The following is a 15,286-nucleotide window of genomic DNA, read 5'->3' as shown; positions in this document are numbered from 1 at the left end:
TGTCTTGTTCTGATGCTTTCGCGTCAGGTTAAATTTGCGCCCAAACACTTTCTAAGATGTTGGTTTGGCTGCGGTCTGGTCCTACCGAGAAGGTCGAAATGCGGACACCGACTAATTCAGAGATGCGATGCACGTAATTGCGTGCATTTTCTGGCAGATCCGCCAATGTTTTGCAGCCAGTAATGTCTTCAGACCAGCCAGGAAGTTCTTCGTAGACTGGTTTGCAGCGGTTCAACTCTTTCAAGCTTGCTGGGTAATGATAGATCAATTCGCCGTCTAGTTCATAAGCGGTACAGATTTTCACGGTTTCTAAACCGCTCAAGACATCGATCGAGTTAAGGGATAGGTTCGTGATCCCCGATACTCGTTTTGAATGGCGCATCACGACGGTATCAAACCAGCCCACACGGCGAGGACGTCCTGTCGTTGTTCCGTATTCACGACCGATCTTACGAATTTGTTCACCTGTTTCATCAAACAGTTCCGTTGGGAAAGGACCATCGCCTACCCGAGAGGTGTAAGCTTTGCAGACACCAACGACTTTGTTGATTTTTGAAGGACCCACACCACTACCAATAGTGACTCCCCCAGCAACAGGGTTGGATGACGTTACGAAAGGATAGGTTCCTTGGTCGATATCCAGCATCACGCCTTGTGCCCCTTCAAATAAAACCCGTTTGCCTTCATCTAAGGCATCGTTAAGGATCACCGAAGTATCCGTCACATATTTTTTGATTTGTTGGCCATATTCGTAATACTCTTCAAAAATGTCTTCAAAGGCAATTGGTTCTGCATCAAACATTTTCACGAATTGACGATTTTTTTCTTCTAAGTTGATGCGTAGACGTTCTTCAAAAATTTCCTTGTCTAAAAGATCAGCGATCCGAATGCCGACTCTGGCCGCTTTATCCATGTAGGCTGGTCCGATCCCTTTGATCGTCGTACCGATTTTGTTGTCACCTTTGGCATCTTCTTGCAGTTGATCCAAATGGATATGGTAAGGTAAAATAACATGTGCACGATCAGAAATCTTTAAGTTTTCTGTTATTATATTGTTTTCTTTCAAGTATGCTAATTCTTTAACTAATGATTTCGGGTTCACAACGACCCCGTTTCCAATGACACTGATTTTATCTGCATAAAAGATCCCTGAAGGAATCAAATGCAGTTTATAGGTCACACCGTCAAATTTAATCGTATGGCCGGCATTGTCTCCACCTTGATAACGTGCAATGACTTCCGCGTTTTCACTCAAAAAGTCCGTAATCTTTCCTTTACCTTCATCGCCCCATTGTGTACCTACTACTACTACAGATGACATATAATGACCTCTTTCTTTAATTAGTGCATTCCTTAAGTATTGTAACAAGATTCGCAAGCTCTTTCAATCTAAAATCGAATAATCGTTTTAAATTCTCATTTTTCAGGGGTAAAAAACGAACTATTTTCTTTGGAATAATTATTTATACACGTAAAAACGAATAAAGTCGGCACATAAAAAAAGCCCTACTGCCATCAGCGCAATGCAGACGGCAGCAGGAGCCTTTGTTTTTCAAATCATTGGTGCCTTACCCGAACTCTTCTCGCGGCGAGACCGAGGAGAACTTATTGTATTCTTTGATGAATAGAAGTTCGACGGTCCCTCGGGCACCACTCCGGTTTTTCTCAATAATGACTTCGATCACATTGTTGTTTTGTTGTTCTTCTGGTTCATCGTCATCGTCGCCTTCGCTGCGGTAGTAGTCATCTCGGTACAAGAAAGCAACGATATCGGCATCCTGCTCGATCGATCCTGATTCTCGGATATCACTTAAAACAGGACGCTTGTCTTGTCGTTGTTCCACACCCCGAGAAAGCTGAGACAGTGCGATCACTGGCACTTTTAATTCCTTCGCCAGTTTCTTTAATTGGCGAGAGATCTCAGAGACTTCTTGTTGGCGGTTTTCGCGACCCGTTCCTTCAATCAGCTGCAAATAGTCGATCAAAATCAAGCCGAGATTGCCTTTTTCTTGCGCGAGTTTCCGACAACGTGCCCGGATCTCAGAGATCTTGATCCCGGGGGTATCATCGATATAGATATTGGCGTTAGAAAGACTGCCCATGGCAACGATCAAATTCCGCCACTCTTCTTCTGAGAGCTGCCCCGTCCGCAAGTGACTGGCCTCAATCGAGCCTTCCGCACAAAGCATCCGGTTGACCAATGATTCAGCCCCCATTTCCAGACTAAAGATCGCCACGGAACGATCGGTTTTCGTTCCGACATTTTGTGCGATATTCAAGGCAAATGCGGTTTTCCCTACCGCGGGACGGGCAGCCAGAATAATCAGCTCTTCTTTTTGCAGTCCCGCCGTCATTTTGTCTAAAGCCGCATAACCCGTAGGTAATCCGGTGATTTCTTCATTGTTTTGCGCCAGTTGATCGATCGTTTCGATCGTCCGATTCAAGACTTCCGCTATCGATTGGAAGCCATTGCTGTTGCGCTTTTCGGATACTTCTAAAATACTTTTTTCTGCTTGATCAATGATCGACTGCACATCTTCATCTTGTTCAAAGCCTTTGGTTACGATACGGCTCGCTGTTTGGATCAGATTGCGTAACGTAGCTTTGTCGTCAACGATCTTCGCATAATAAGCAATACTTGCTGCTGATGGTGAAGCTTGACTCAATTCAGTCAGATACGTCAGGCCGCCAACATCTTCAAGACTATTGCTTTTTTCAATTTCTGCTTTCAACGTGATCAAGTCGATCGATTCACTACGGTCGTTCAACTGGATCATTGCTTGAAAAATTATTTGATGGCTGCGGCGATAAAAATCTTCTGGGGCGATTACTTCCATTGCATCGATGATCGCATCAGCATCTAAAAAGACTGCCCCTAGGACCGCTTGTTCCGCTTCAATATCTTGTGGGGGAACTTGATTTTGCCAAACTTCATTCATGCCATTCGCTCCTTCGTCCATTCATTCTACAAGATTCCCATCCAAAGTACAAGATTGCTTGGACGTTTGCCGAAAAAAACCCAACATATGACTGTTGGGAGTAATGCTTATTCTTGAATGGTATGAACATTGATCGTTGCTGTTACTTGTGGGTGCAATTTTACAGGTACTTGCGTGAAGCCTAATGCACGAATCGGCTGATCCAATTCGATTTTGCGTTTGTCGATCTTGATTTTGTATTGCTTGTTCAAGGCATCGGCAATTTGTTTTGATGGGATCGAACCAAACAAGCGGCCATCTTCCCCTGCTTTAGCATTGATCTTCACAACGGTTTCTTCTTTTTCAAGAAGTGCTTTTAACTCTTTCGCTTCTGCTAAGACTTCCGCATCTTGCTTTTCTTTGGCTTTTTGTTTGCCTTTTAATTCTGCCATGCTTTCATTGTTGGCAGGTTTGGCTAAGTTGTTTTTGATCAGGAAGTTTTGTGCGTAGCCATTAGGGACTTCCTTGATATCGCCTTTTTTGCCTTTGCCTTTGACATCTTGTAAGAAAATAACTTTCATCTTGGTCACTCCTTGTTATTGTTCATTTTTCGTTAATTCCGCTCGCAACTGGTTTTCTACATCGCCAATGCTGCTGTTTTTTATTTGCGTGGCTGCGTTGGTAAAATGTCCGCCGCCGCCTAATGCCTCCATCAAGGTTTGTACATTGACTTTTCCGGTACTTCTAGCACTAATACCGATCAAATCTCCTGGCTGTTTCGTAATGACAAACGCGGCATGGATCCCATTGATCGATAGCAGAGTATCGGCCGCTTTTGCAACGGTGACACTATCGTACACCCGATCTTCATCCGCTGCAGCAATCACGATATCTTCTCGGAAATGCTGGCTGCGAGAAACCAGTTCACTGATCATCAAATAGGAATCGAGATCCGTACTCAACATGTATTGAACCAATGACGTATCTGCGCCTTGATTTTTCAAATAGCCAGCAATATCAAAGGTCCGACCAGTGGTTCGCACCGTGAAGTTCTTCGTATCCACGTAGATGCCCGCTAATAAAGAAGTCGTAATAAATTTCGGGACTTGCGATCTGCGAGAAGCACGATACTGGATCAATTCTGCTACTAGTTCTGATGCCGAAGATGCGGAAGATTCAATATACGTCAATAAAGGCTTATCGGGAAACTCATCCCCGCGACGATGGTGATCGATCACTGCGATTTTGTCAAATTCATCATAGACCGCTTGCGAGATCGACATCGATGGCTTATGGTAATCTACCATCACTAAGACACTTTCTTCATTTGATAAATTAACTGCTTCTTCCCCAGTGATCACAAATCGTTCCAGCTCGGGGTATTTTTTCAATTCTTCCAATGCCCGCTGAATGTCGGCGGTGATCTCTTTCGGATTTAAAATGATGTAGCATTCTTTGTCGCTCATCATCGCCATGTAAGCCACCCCAAAAGCCGAACCTAAAGCATCCATGTCCGGGTAACGATGACCCATGATAAAGATCCGCTGGTTTTCAGCAAAAATCTTTCTCAACGCCGTACTCATGGCACGAGAACGAACACGCGTTCTCTTTGGTGTGCCGTCTGTATTGCCGCCAAAGAATTGCGGTTTCGCTTCTTCTTTGGCTTCTTTTAAAACGACTTGATCGCCGCCGCGAACTAACGCAATGTCGAGATTGTTTTGTGCCACTTCCCCGATCTCTTCAAAAGACTCTTCCCCATAGGAGATTCCCATACTGATCGTTAATGCCAGATCATTTTTTTCCGCAACTTGCCGTACTCTAGTCAAAAATTGGAATTTTTCTTCCTTCATCCGCTCAATATCTGAATACTTCGCGACGAAAAGAAACCGCTCGGAATTGATTCGTTTGTAAAAAACATGATTCTCACTTGCCCAATCAGAAATCAATGTCGTGATCAGCGAGTTCAAATAAGAAACTTGTTTGTCGTCTTTTTTCTCAATCAAATCATCGTAATTATCAATTGAAATCAACCCAATTGCTGCCATCTTTTTTACCCCTCAATGTATCATCCCATTTTTTTGAAGCTTTGTTCCTTATTTTACCATAAAACAATCAAATAGGCGATTGATGCAAAAAAGTTCCACGTGAAACTTTTTTGGTGAAACAACTATGAAAAAATTTTTGTCATTCGTTATTCTATCTACATATAAAATAACAAGTTTCTCTTCGATGGATAAAAAAATTGACAAGCTTCAAAAGAAACTTGTCAATGAAAATCATTCGATTTATTCTTCGCCTACGAATGGAAGTAATCCCATGATACGCGCACGTTTAATTGCAATGGTAAGTTTGCGTTGGTTTTTCGCACCAGTACCAGTTACACGACGTGGTAAGATTTTACCGCGTTCTGAAATGAAACGTTTTAGTAATTCAATATCTTTATAATCGATATGTTCAATATGGTTTGCAGCAATGTAGTCTACTTTACGACGTTTGCGTCCGCCTCTTCTTTGTTGTGCCATCCTATTTCCCTCCTATCAATTTCTTAGAATGGTAAATCATCGTCTGAAATGTCGATTGATGAGTTTCCGAATGGATCGGAGTTGTCTCGATCAAAATTAGGCATTCCTGATGGTTGAGAGGATTGAGTTTGATTTGAGTTATTGTTACCAAATCCAGAAGAACTGTTTGAGTTATACGTATTGTTACTGCCAGATCCGCTATCAGTTGTGCGTCTTTGCTCGGAAGCATTCCGCGACTCTAATAATTGGAAGTTGTCAGCAACGACTTCTGTTACATAAACACGTTGGCCTTGTTGGTTGTCGTATGAACGGGTTTGAATACGTCCAGTAACCCCTAATAAAGTTCCTTTGCGTGCATAGTTTGCTAATGTTTCCGCTGGTTTTCTCCAAATAACACAGTTGATGAAATCAGCTTCGCGCTCTCCACTTTGGTTGGTAAAATTGCGGTTTACCGCCAAGGTAAAGGTTGCGACACCAGTGCCATTAGAAGTGTAACGTAAATCAGGATCTTTGGTTAGTCTTCCTACTAGTACAACATTATTAATCAAAGTTCATCATCTCCTCATCGCTTTTGTTTCATGTGAAACAATATTATGCTTCTTCTTTGACAATCATGTGACGGATAATGTCATCATTGATTTTCGCAAGACGGTCAAACTCGTTGATTGCACTTGCAGTTGTTGAAGAAGAAACTTTAACGATGTGATAGATACCCTCACGGAATCCATCCATTTCATACGCTAGACGGCGTTTTTGCCAATCTTTTGATTCGATAACTTCAGCGCCGTTATCAGTTAAGATTGAGTCAAAACGAGCGATCAATGCGGCTTTTGCTTCTTCATCAATGTTTGGACGAATGATATATAAGATCTCATATTTCGTGTTTTCCATTGATTTTTCACCTCCCTGTGGACTTTGGCCCCTAGTTTTCTAGGAGCAGAGAGAGTGGTCTAATTAGACTACTCACAAATAATTATTATACACTTTTTTCGTCCCTACTGCAAGCTGTTTTTTGCGTCCCTGCATCTCCCCATCACTGCAAACAATCGCTTACACTGATAAATACGTCAGCTGCTGCCGATTTTTTGAAAAAGAGTAAAAAGACAGCTAGCTGCAGGTTCGCAGGTTGCTGTCTTCCTAGAAAACGTATTGCTTATTCTTGTGTATCCGTGGTGTCTTCCGTTGTTTCTTCCACAACTGGCACGTCTTGTCCCGCTGTTTCTTCGGCAGTCGCTAGTTCTTCTTCGACTTCTGGTTCAACCGTTGCCATCGTCACTACTTTGGCATTGTTTTCCATCTTCATCAAACGAACCCCTAAGGTTGCCCGACCAGTTTGGGAAACAGTCGCTACATTGAAACGGATCAAGACGCCTTTATCGGTGATCACCATGATGTCTTCCTCACCGCTGACCGTCGTCAAGCCGGCTAATGGACCGTTTTTCGCCGTAATGTTGGCTGTTTTGATCCCTTTTCCGCCACGACCTTTGATTGGATATTCAGAGCCTTTGGTGCGTTTGCCATAGCCGTTCTCAGTGATGACCAAGACTTCACTGTCTTCTGTGATCACAGCAGCGCCTACGACGTAGTCTCCGTCTCTGAGACGAATGCCTCGCACACCAGCAGCTGTCCGGCCCATATCCCGCACAAGGGCTTCTTTGAAGGTCACAGAGTAACCATCGTGGGTTCCAATGATCACGACATCTTCGCCGTGGGTTTCGATCACATTGACCAACTCATCATTTTCCCGAAGACCGATCGCAATCAGACCATTGGCACGGATATTTGAAAAGGCCGTCACTGAGGTCCGTTTGACCACACCTAGACGCGTCGTGAAGAACAAGTAGCGTCCTTCTTGAGGCCCACCAGAAGCCGAAATGATCGCTTCGATCCGTTCGCTAGAATCGATCCCGAGCAGATTGATCACAGGGATCCCTTTGGCTGCCCGACCATACTCAGGAATTTCATAGCCTTTGGCTTTGTAAACTTTCCCTTTATTGGTGAAGAACAGTAATGTGTCATGAGTCGAACAAGAAACCAACGTCTTCACGAAGTCTTCATCGTGGATCCCCATTCCTTGAACGCCACGTCCGCCGCGGCGTTGTGCACGGAATTCAGATTTAGCTACTCGTTTGATGTACCCATTGTTCGTCAAGGTAATGACGATTTCTTCTTCTTCGATCAAATCTTCATCTTCAAGACTTAAGACTTCCCCAACCAATAATTCAGTCCGCCGATCATCGCCAAAGCGTTGCCCTAATTCCTGCAACTCCGTTTGGATGATCTCTAGGACCCGTTGTGGGTTTGCTAGAATGTCTGTCAAATCAGCGATAAATTCTAACAAGCCTTGGTACTCGTTTTCGATCTTGTCGCGTTCCAAACCGGTCAAGCGACGCAAACGCATATCTAAAATTGCTTGCGCTTGGCGATCGGACAATTTGAAGCGCTCCATCATGCTATTTTTTGCTTCATCATCAGAATTTGATGCTCGGATCAAAGCAATGATCTCATCGATATGATCCAATGCGATCCGTAATCCTTCCAAGATGTGGGCACGAGCTTCTGCTTTGTTTTTATCAAACTGTGTTCGTCGAGTCACCACTTCTTGTTGGTGCTCGATGTAGTTTTCTAAAATTCGTTTCAAGCTCAAAATCTTCGGCACGCCTTTTTCAATGGCTAACATATTAAAGCCAAAAGAAGATTGCAGTGCAGTCATTTTGTAGAGATTGTTTAAGATCACCGATGCACTGACGTCGCGACGAACGTCGATCACGATCCGCATGCCTTCACGAGATGATTCATCTCGCAGATCGGTGATTCCTTCGATCCGTTTGTCACGGTGCAACTCAGAGATCCGTTCGATCAATTTGGCTTTATTGACCATATATGGCAATTCAGTCACTAAGATCCGTTCTTTGCCGTTGGGCATTTCAGTCACTTCGACTTTCCCGCGAACAGTGATCGAACCTTTCCCTGTTTCATAAGCACGGCGAATACCGGATTTTCCCATCACGATCCCACCAGTTGGGAAATCTGGTCCTGGTAGGACTTCCATCAATTCACTCGTTGTGACTTCTGGATTTTCCATCAATAGATCGATGGCTGCAATGACTTCATTCAAGTTATGAGGCGGGATATTGGTCGCCATCCCAACAGCGATTCCCGTCGTCCCGTTGACCAAAAGGTTCGGGAAGCGTGCTGGTAATACCGCTGGTTCTCGTTCTGTATCATCATAATTGCTTTGGAAATCAACGGTATCTTTGTTGATGTCCCGCAGCATCTCCATCGCCAGTTTGCTCATGCGGGCTTCGGTATACCGCATCGCAGCGGCACCGTCACCATCGACTGAACCAAAGTTTCCGTGGCCATCGACTAGCATGTAGCGATAGCTAAAGGGCTGTGCCATCCGCACCATTGATTCATAGATCGCACTGTCACCATGGGGATGGTATTTCCCCATGACATCGCCGACGATCCGGGCTGATTTTTTATGGGGTTTGTCTGGTGTCACCCCTAATTCATTCATTCCATATAAAATTCGGCGGTGAACCGGCTTTAAGCCATCCCGCACATCTGGTAAAGCCCTAGCAACAATTACACTCATTGCATAATCGATAAAGGACTCGCGCATTTCACTGGTCAGATTGACGTCATGAATATTTTGTTTTGCTTCTTCACTCAAGCTGTTTCCTCCTCTACGATTGGCTAGATGTCAAGATTTTTCACGTAGTGCGCGTTTTCTTCGATAAAGGCCCGTCTTGGTTCGACGCGATCCCCCATCAGCATTTCAAAAATTTGATCGGCTTCTATGGCATCATCTACGCTGACCCGCAGCATCATCCGGTTTTCAGGATCCATCGTGGTTTCCCATAACTGGTGGTCATCCATTTCCCCTAGACCTTTGTAGCGTTGAACCGTTGGTTTTGGTGTCGCAGGTAGTGATTCAATCGTATTTTTCAAATCTTGTTCGGCATTCTTGCCGGGTTGGATATAGTGGATATTTTTCCCTTGTTTGACACCGTACAATGGCGGTTGTGCGATATAGACATAACCAGCTTCAACGATTGGACGCATATAACGATAGAACAGCGTCAAAAGTAGGGTCCGGATATGGGCACCATCGACATCGGCATCGGTCATGATAACTAGCTTGTGGTAACGGGCTTTTGCTACATCAAAATCAGCACCAAACCCAGTACCCATTGCCGTAAACAGCGAACGGATCTCTTCGTTTGCTAAGATTTTGTCCATACTGGCTTTTTCGACATTTAAAATCTTCCCGCGGATCGGTAAGATCGCTTGGAATTCGCGACTACGGCCTTGTTTTGCTGAACCGCCGGCAGAATCTCCTTCGACGATAAACAATTCGCATTTTTCTGGATCATTACTGGAACAGTCGGCTAATTTCCCAGGTAAGTTACTGATTTCTAACGCACCTTTTCGGCGAGTCATTTCCCGGGCACGTTTGGCTGCTTGACGGGCTTTTGATGCCAAAAGTCCTTTTTCCACGACTTGACGACCCACATTCGGGTTTTCCATCAAGAATTTCGTGAAGTGTTCCGAAAAGAGACGATCGGTGACGGTCCGCACTTCGGAGTTTCCTAATTTGGTTTTCGTTTGTCCCTCAAACTGAGGATCTGGATGCTTGATGGAGATAACCGCCGTCAACCCTTCCCGAACATCTTCTCCGGTTAGGTTTTCGTCGTTTTCTTTCATCAATTTTGACTTGCGGGCGTAATCATTGATCACCCGGGTCAAGGCAGTCTTAAACCCGAATTCATGGGTTCCGCCTTCATAGGTATGGATATTGTTGGCAAAACTTAGCAGATTGCTGTGGTAGCTATCGGTATATTGCATGGAAACTTCAACCGTGATTCCTTGTTGCTCTCCTTCTAAATAGATCGGATCTGGGAAAATCACTGTTTTACTCGCATTCAAATGCTCCACATAGCTCTTGATCCCGCCGTCGTAATGATATTCTTTCAAGACGGGTTTTTCTTCCCGTTTGTCTTCGATCGAGATTTTTAAACCTCGGTTCAAGAAGGCTAATTCCCGAACCCGCGTCGCTAATTTGTCAAAATTGAATACAGTTGTTTCCGTAAAGATCTCTGGATCTGGAACAAAGTGGACGGTCGTTCCGTGGCGGTCGGTTTCATCGATCACTTTTAAGTCATCAACGACTGCCCCACGATGGTATTCTTGATAATACACTTTACCTTCCTTGTAGACTTTTACATCTAAAGTCGTGGATAGCGCATTAACGACGGAGGAACCTACCCCGTGCAGTCCACCAGATACTTTGTAGCCGCCGCCGCCGAATTTCCCGCCGGCATGCAGGATCGTAAAGACGGTTTCTACCGCTGGGCGGCCTGTCTTGGCTTGGATACCAACGGGGATCCCCCGACCGTCATCGACGACCGTAATGCTATTATCTGGTTCAATGATCACTTGAATACTTGAGGCAAAGCCTGCTAGTGCTTCATCGATCGAGTTATCGACGATTTCCCATACTAAGTGGTGCAAACCTTCTGAACTGGTAGAACCAATGTACATCCCAGGTCGTTTGCGGACGGCTTCTAGCCCTTCCAGCACTTGGATCTGACTGGCATCATAGGCTTTCGCACGTTCAACTAAGCTTTTTTCTTCTTCTGTCATTCAGTCTATTCTCCTTTAATATGTCCTTGCTCTACATAAAAAATCTCTGCTTCCACAGACATTTTGTCTTTCACATGTTCTAATGTCGTCGTTGTCAGAAAGGTCTGAACTTTTCCTTCAATGGTTTCCAATAAATGCAGTTGTCGGGAATCATCCAGCTCACTCATGACGTCATCTAATAAAAGGACGGGATATTCTCCCGTTTCTTCTTTCATCAAATCAATTTCTGCCAATTTGACACTTAGGGCCGTTGTTCGCTGCTGTCCTTGCGAACCAAAGGTCTGAACATTTTTCTCATTGATCAAAAAATCCAGATCGTCTCGATGGGGGCCTGCCAACGTGACTTGCCGAAATCGTTCACGGTCTTTGACTTGTGCCAAGGCTTTGACAAATTGCTGTTGGATCTCCTCCAGCGTACTCGCCTCACCAGGCACATTCGATAAGTAGTCGATCTGCAAGGTTTCTTTTCCTTGGCTGATCTTTTGGTGCAGCTGATTTGCCCAATACGCCAAGCGCTGAACAAACCGTTGTCTGGCTAAAATGATTTTACTGCCGAAAGCCACCAGCTGTTCCGTCAAAACATCTAAATAGATCTCATCGGTCTGTTTTTTTTCATTCAGCTGTTTTAAGTATTGATTGCGCTGTTTCAAAACGGATTGGTATTGAACGAGATCATAGAGATAGATTGGATCGATCTGCCCAATTTCCATATCGAGAAATTTGCGGCGGACTTGGGGACTTCCTTTTACAAGGGAGAGGTCTTCTGGAGCAAATAAAATGACATTCAACTGCCCTATGTAACTACTGAGCTTTTTTTGCTCAATGTGGTTTACTTTCGTTTTTCGTCCTTTTTTTGACAAAAACAGTTCTAACGGGATCGTTGAGCGTCCCCGACTGACACTGCCAGAGATCCGCGCACCTTCTGTGTCCCAGCGGATAAGTTCTTGCTCGCTGGAGGTGCGGTGGCTTTTGGTCATCGCCAATACATAGATGCTTTCTAAAATATTGGTTTTTCCTTGCGCGTTTTCGCCTAAAAAAATGACCAGACCTTTCTCAAAAGTCAGTGTCAGCGAATCATAGTTCCGATAATTGCTTAAATGCAACTCATTCAGCCGCATCGGCGTCTTCCTTCTTCACCATAAAAAAAGTACCTTCATCAGGTAGCTCAATACGCATTCCCGCATACAATTTGCGCCCTCGTCGATTTTCCGGCTCGCCGTCGACAAAAACGGTGTGCTCTGCAAGGTACCATTTCGCTTGGCCGCCGCTGCTGATCACACTGACTTCTTTGAGCATTTGTCCAAGTGTCATATATTCCGTTTCTAACGGTATTTGCATTTTCATAATTCCCCTCAATTCTATCAAAGAGCGTTTAGCTCTATTATACTCTTTTTTTGCCAAGAAAACAAATTCATCGGCATATTTTTCATTCTCAGAAGACTTACTGCTTTTAGACAAAAAAGAAGCCAAAATAGAAAAAAGGGCTTAAAAACGATTTTAAGCCCTTTTAACTCATTTATTCATTTTCAGATGATTGTTTCAACTTTTTTCAAAAGACATGAAAAACTAGTTGGTGCGTACCGGTGTGATCAGCTGAATAAAGCTGCCTTTGCTCTCTGTTGGCTCCAACGTAAAGGGCCGGATCGCTGAAATAAAGCGGATTACGATGCTGGTGTCACCAAATGCTCGTAGTGCAGCTTTCATATAGTCAGGATTAAAAGAGATCTCTAATGGGTCGCCGGTCACTTTTTCAAAAGAAAGGTCTTCTTCCACTTTCCCGATTTCTGGTGAGTTTCCATATAAGACAACGGCTTCCTCGGAGATCGCCAAACGAACGATGTTGTTACGGCCTTCATGAGAAAGCAATGACGCCCGTTCGATAGCTTGTAACAATTCTGGCACAGAAAATTCAATTTCAGTATTGAAGCTTGAAGGGATCAGACGGTTGGTATCTGGGTAAGTTCCTTCCAATAAACGAGAATAGAATTTCATAGTTTTCGTTTGGAACAATACTTGGTTATCCATAATGCTGATTTGGATCGCTTCTTCCTCATCCGTTAAGGAACGAGAAAGTTCCGTTAAGCTTTTGCCGGGAATCACGATATTGAAGGCTGTTTCCCCGCTTTCCAAGGGAATCACCCGTTGGCTCAGACGGTGTGAGTCCGTCGCAACAGCTAATAATTTTTGATTTTCTAAGACAAAGTGGACCCCAGTCAAGATCGGACGGCTTTCGTGTTGCGAAACCGCAAAGACTGTTTCACTAACGACCTTATTCAATACGTGCGCTGGAATCTCGATCGAATCTTGACTTTCGACAACTGGTAAATGTGGATAACTATCGGCATCTAAGCCGTTGACGGTAAAGTTGGCTTTTCCAGAAGTGATCGCTACTTGATTATTGTCTAAAACTTCTAACGTTAAGGTACTTTCAGGCAAACGACGAACGATTTCACTAAAGAAACGTGCTTGTAAAACGATCGCTCCTGTTTTTTCGATTTGCATTTGCGCTTTTTCGTTTTCCACACTTAAAAAAGTTTCAATGGAAATATCGGCATTGCTCCCAGTCATGGTCAATCCTTTTTCTGAAAGGGACAATTTTACCCCAGTTAAGATCGGGATGGTGGTTTTGGTTGAAATTGCCCGTTGGACAGTTTGTAATTCTTGCATGAACTCTGTTCGATTTAAAGTTAGCTTCATAGCGATACTCCTTTAATTTATAGTTATTAAATAAAAGTAATAGTAGTAATAGGCTTGTTAGTAATGTGGATAACTCGAGAAAAGAGTGATTAGACTAACGAAAACGCCTGTGAATAACTTGTGGACAACTTTTTTGGTTTTTTATTTATTATCCACAGATCAGCTGAAGAGGATTTGTTTGATTTCAGCGATCTCATTTTTGATCGTAGGATCTGTTTCGACTAAATGCTGAATTTTTTCGTGGGCATGAATGACCGTGGTATGGTCTTTGCCGCCAAATTCGCCGCCGATTTTTGGTAAAGAACTATCGGTCAATTCTCGAGAGAGATACATCGCGATCTGCCGTGGCACGACGATGCCTTTGACCCGTTTTTTCCCTTTTAGATCATTGACATGAATGTGATAGTATTTTGCGACTTCTTCTTGGATCTGTAAAATCGAAACTTGGGTCGAGCCATGGCTTGATTTCAAGGCTTTGATGGCTTCAGCTGCCAAGCTGGTTGTAATGTCTGAGTTTTGCATCGTAGCAAAAGCTTGTACCCGGACGAGTGCTCCTTCAAGTTCCCGGATATTCGAATCGATCTGTCCAGCAATATAACTTAAGGTATCGTCGGGGATCTCCAAGCGTTCGGCTTCGGCTTTTTTCCGCAAAATCGCGGTCCGCGTCTCTAGATCGGGCGGGGTGATGTCAACGGACAAGCCCCAAGCAAAACGAGAAACCAAACGTTCCGGCAAAGTTGGGATCTCATTTGGCAAACGATCACTTGTCAGGACGATCTGTTTATTATTGCGATACAGTTCTTCGAAGGTATTAAAGAATTCTTCTTGGGTTCCTTCTTTATTGACTAAGAATTGAATATCATCCACCAACAAAAGATCAACATTGCGGTATTCGTTTCGAAAATCTTCCATTTTGTTCTTTTGAATAGAAGTAATGAAATCATTGGTGAAATTTTCACTACTAACATACTTGATTTTGGCATTGGGACGTTTCAGCAACATTTGATGACCGATCGCATGCATCAAGTGGGTTTTCCCTAAACCAACGCCACCATAGAAGAACAGCGGATTATAAATAGACCCAGGATCTTCAGCAACAACTAAAGCAGCAGCATGGGCCATTTGATTGCCTTTCCCGATGACAAAGGTATCAAATGTGTATTTTTCATTTAAAATCGATTTCGGCGGCTGCTCGTTTTCTTCTGCAGTTGTTTTAATAGTAGATGGGGCTGTTTTTAAAGCTTCTGCTTCTTCGACAGTCACAAAACTAGGAATCAATTCTTCACCAGTTTTCATAAATCCCATTTCAACAATTTTGGCAGCTAGATTTTTTTCCCAATAAGATTTATGAAGATCGCTGGGTACTTCGATCAGCAGCTGATTTTTTTCAAACGACAAGACATTGGCAGTCTCGATCCAAGCGCTATAACTGGCCGGATTCAGCTCTTCTTTAAAGGATCGTTGAAGATCTTGCCAAATAGAATCAGCAGATGGCAT

Annotated in this window: 13 protein-coding genes; all 13 read right to left on the bottom strand. The window is 43.8% G+C overall.

Annotation, left to right across the window (positions count from 1 at the left end; translation table 11 throughout):
• Window positions 1-28 precede the first annotated feature (28 nt).
• A complete protein-coding gene (locus IGI84_RS00065) occupies window positions 29-1,321 on the bottom strand; it encodes an adenylosuccinate synthase (protein ID WP_005232916.1) in 1,293 nt (430 codons plus the stop codon).
• Window positions 1,322-1,568: 247 nt separating this feature from the next.
• Complete coding sequence (gene dnaB / locus IGI84_RS00060; RefSeq protein WP_005226374.1) at window positions 1,569-2,939, bottom strand: replicative DNA helicase; 1,371 nt, start codon at window positions 2,937-2,939, stop codon at window positions 1,569-1,571.
• A gap of 107 nt (window positions 2,940-3,046) precedes the next feature.
• Window positions 3,047-3,499: a 50S ribosomal protein L9 gene (rplI, locus tag IGI84_RS00055; protein WP_005226371.1), complete on the bottom strand. Its 453-nt coding sequence runs from the start codon at window positions 3,497-3,499 to the stop codon at window positions 3,047-3,049.
• A gap of 15 nt (window positions 3,500-3,514) precedes the next feature.
• Window positions 3,515-4,963: a DHH family phosphoesterase gene (locus IGI84_RS00050; RefSeq protein WP_005232918.1), complete on the bottom strand. Its 1,449-nt coding sequence runs from the start codon at window positions 4,961-4,963 to the stop codon at window positions 3,515-3,517.
• 240 nt (window positions 4,964-5,203) lie between these two features.
• Entirely contained in the window at window positions 5,204-5,440 is a 237-nt protein-coding gene (gene rpsR / locus IGI84_RS00045; RefSeq protein ID WP_005226367.1) for a 30S ribosomal protein S18, read from the bottom strand.
• Between the two features lie 23 nt (window positions 5,441-5,463).
• Window positions 5,464-5,988, bottom strand: coding sequence for a single-stranded DNA-binding protein (gene ssb / locus IGI84_RS00040; protein ID WP_005226365.1), 525 nt, complete (start codon window positions 5,986-5,988; stop codon window positions 5,464-5,466).
• A gap of 43 nt (window positions 5,989-6,031) precedes the next feature.
• A complete protein-coding gene (rpsF, locus tag IGI84_RS00035; RefSeq protein WP_005226363.1) occupies window positions 6,032-6,331 on the bottom strand; it encodes a 30S ribosomal protein S6 in 300 nt (99 codons plus the stop codon).
• 262 nt (window positions 6,332-6,593) lie between these two features.
• Complete coding sequence (gene gyrA, locus IGI84_RS00030) at window positions 6,594-9,119, bottom strand: DNA gyrase subunit A (RefSeq protein WP_368256183.1); 2,526 nt, start codon at window positions 9,117-9,119, stop codon at window positions 6,594-6,596.
• A 23-nt stretch (window positions 9,120-9,142) separates the two neighbouring features.
• Window positions 9,143-11,092 carry a DNA topoisomerase (ATP-hydrolyzing) subunit B gene (gyrB, locus tag IGI84_RS00025; protein ID WP_430600563.1) on the bottom strand — a complete coding sequence of 650 codons (1,950 nt, stop codon included), beginning with the start codon at window positions 11,090-11,092 and terminating at the stop codon, window positions 9,143-9,145.
• A gap of 5 nt (window positions 11,093-11,097) precedes the next feature.
• A complete protein-coding gene (gene recF, locus IGI84_RS00020; RefSeq protein ID WP_005226357.1) occupies window positions 11,098-12,210 on the bottom strand; it encodes a DNA replication/repair protein RecF in 1,113 nt (370 codons plus the stop codon).
• Window positions 12,197-12,436, bottom strand: a complete 240-nt coding sequence (yaaA, locus tag IGI84_RS00015) for a S4 domain-containing protein YaaA (RefSeq protein ID WP_077453248.1) — start codon at window positions 12,434-12,436, stop codon at window positions 12,197-12,199. Before yaaA ends, recF begins: the two co-directional genes overlap by 14 nt.
• A gap of 222 nt (window positions 12,437-12,658) precedes the next feature.
• Window positions 12,659-13,789 carry a DNA polymerase III subunit beta gene (gene dnaN / locus IGI84_RS00010; protein ID WP_005226354.1) on the bottom strand — a complete coding sequence of 377 codons (1,131 nt, stop codon included), beginning with the start codon at window positions 13,787-13,789 and terminating at the stop codon, window positions 12,659-12,661.
• Between the two features lie 159 nt (window positions 13,790-13,948).
• Window positions 13,949-15,286, bottom strand: coding sequence for a chromosomal replication initiator protein DnaA (gene dnaA / locus IGI84_RS00005; RefSeq protein ID WP_077453250.1), 1,338 nt, complete (start codon window positions 15,284-15,286; stop codon window positions 13,949-13,951).

The sequence above is a fragment of the Enterococcus sp. DIV0008 genome, from assembly GCF_050542615.1.
Taxonomy (GTDB): Bacteria; Bacillota; Bacilli; order Lactobacillales; family Enterococcaceae; genus Enterococcus_D; species Enterococcus_D innesii.
Note: the sequence above shows the minus strand (reverse complement) of the source record. Positions and strands in the feature narration are given on the sequence as shown.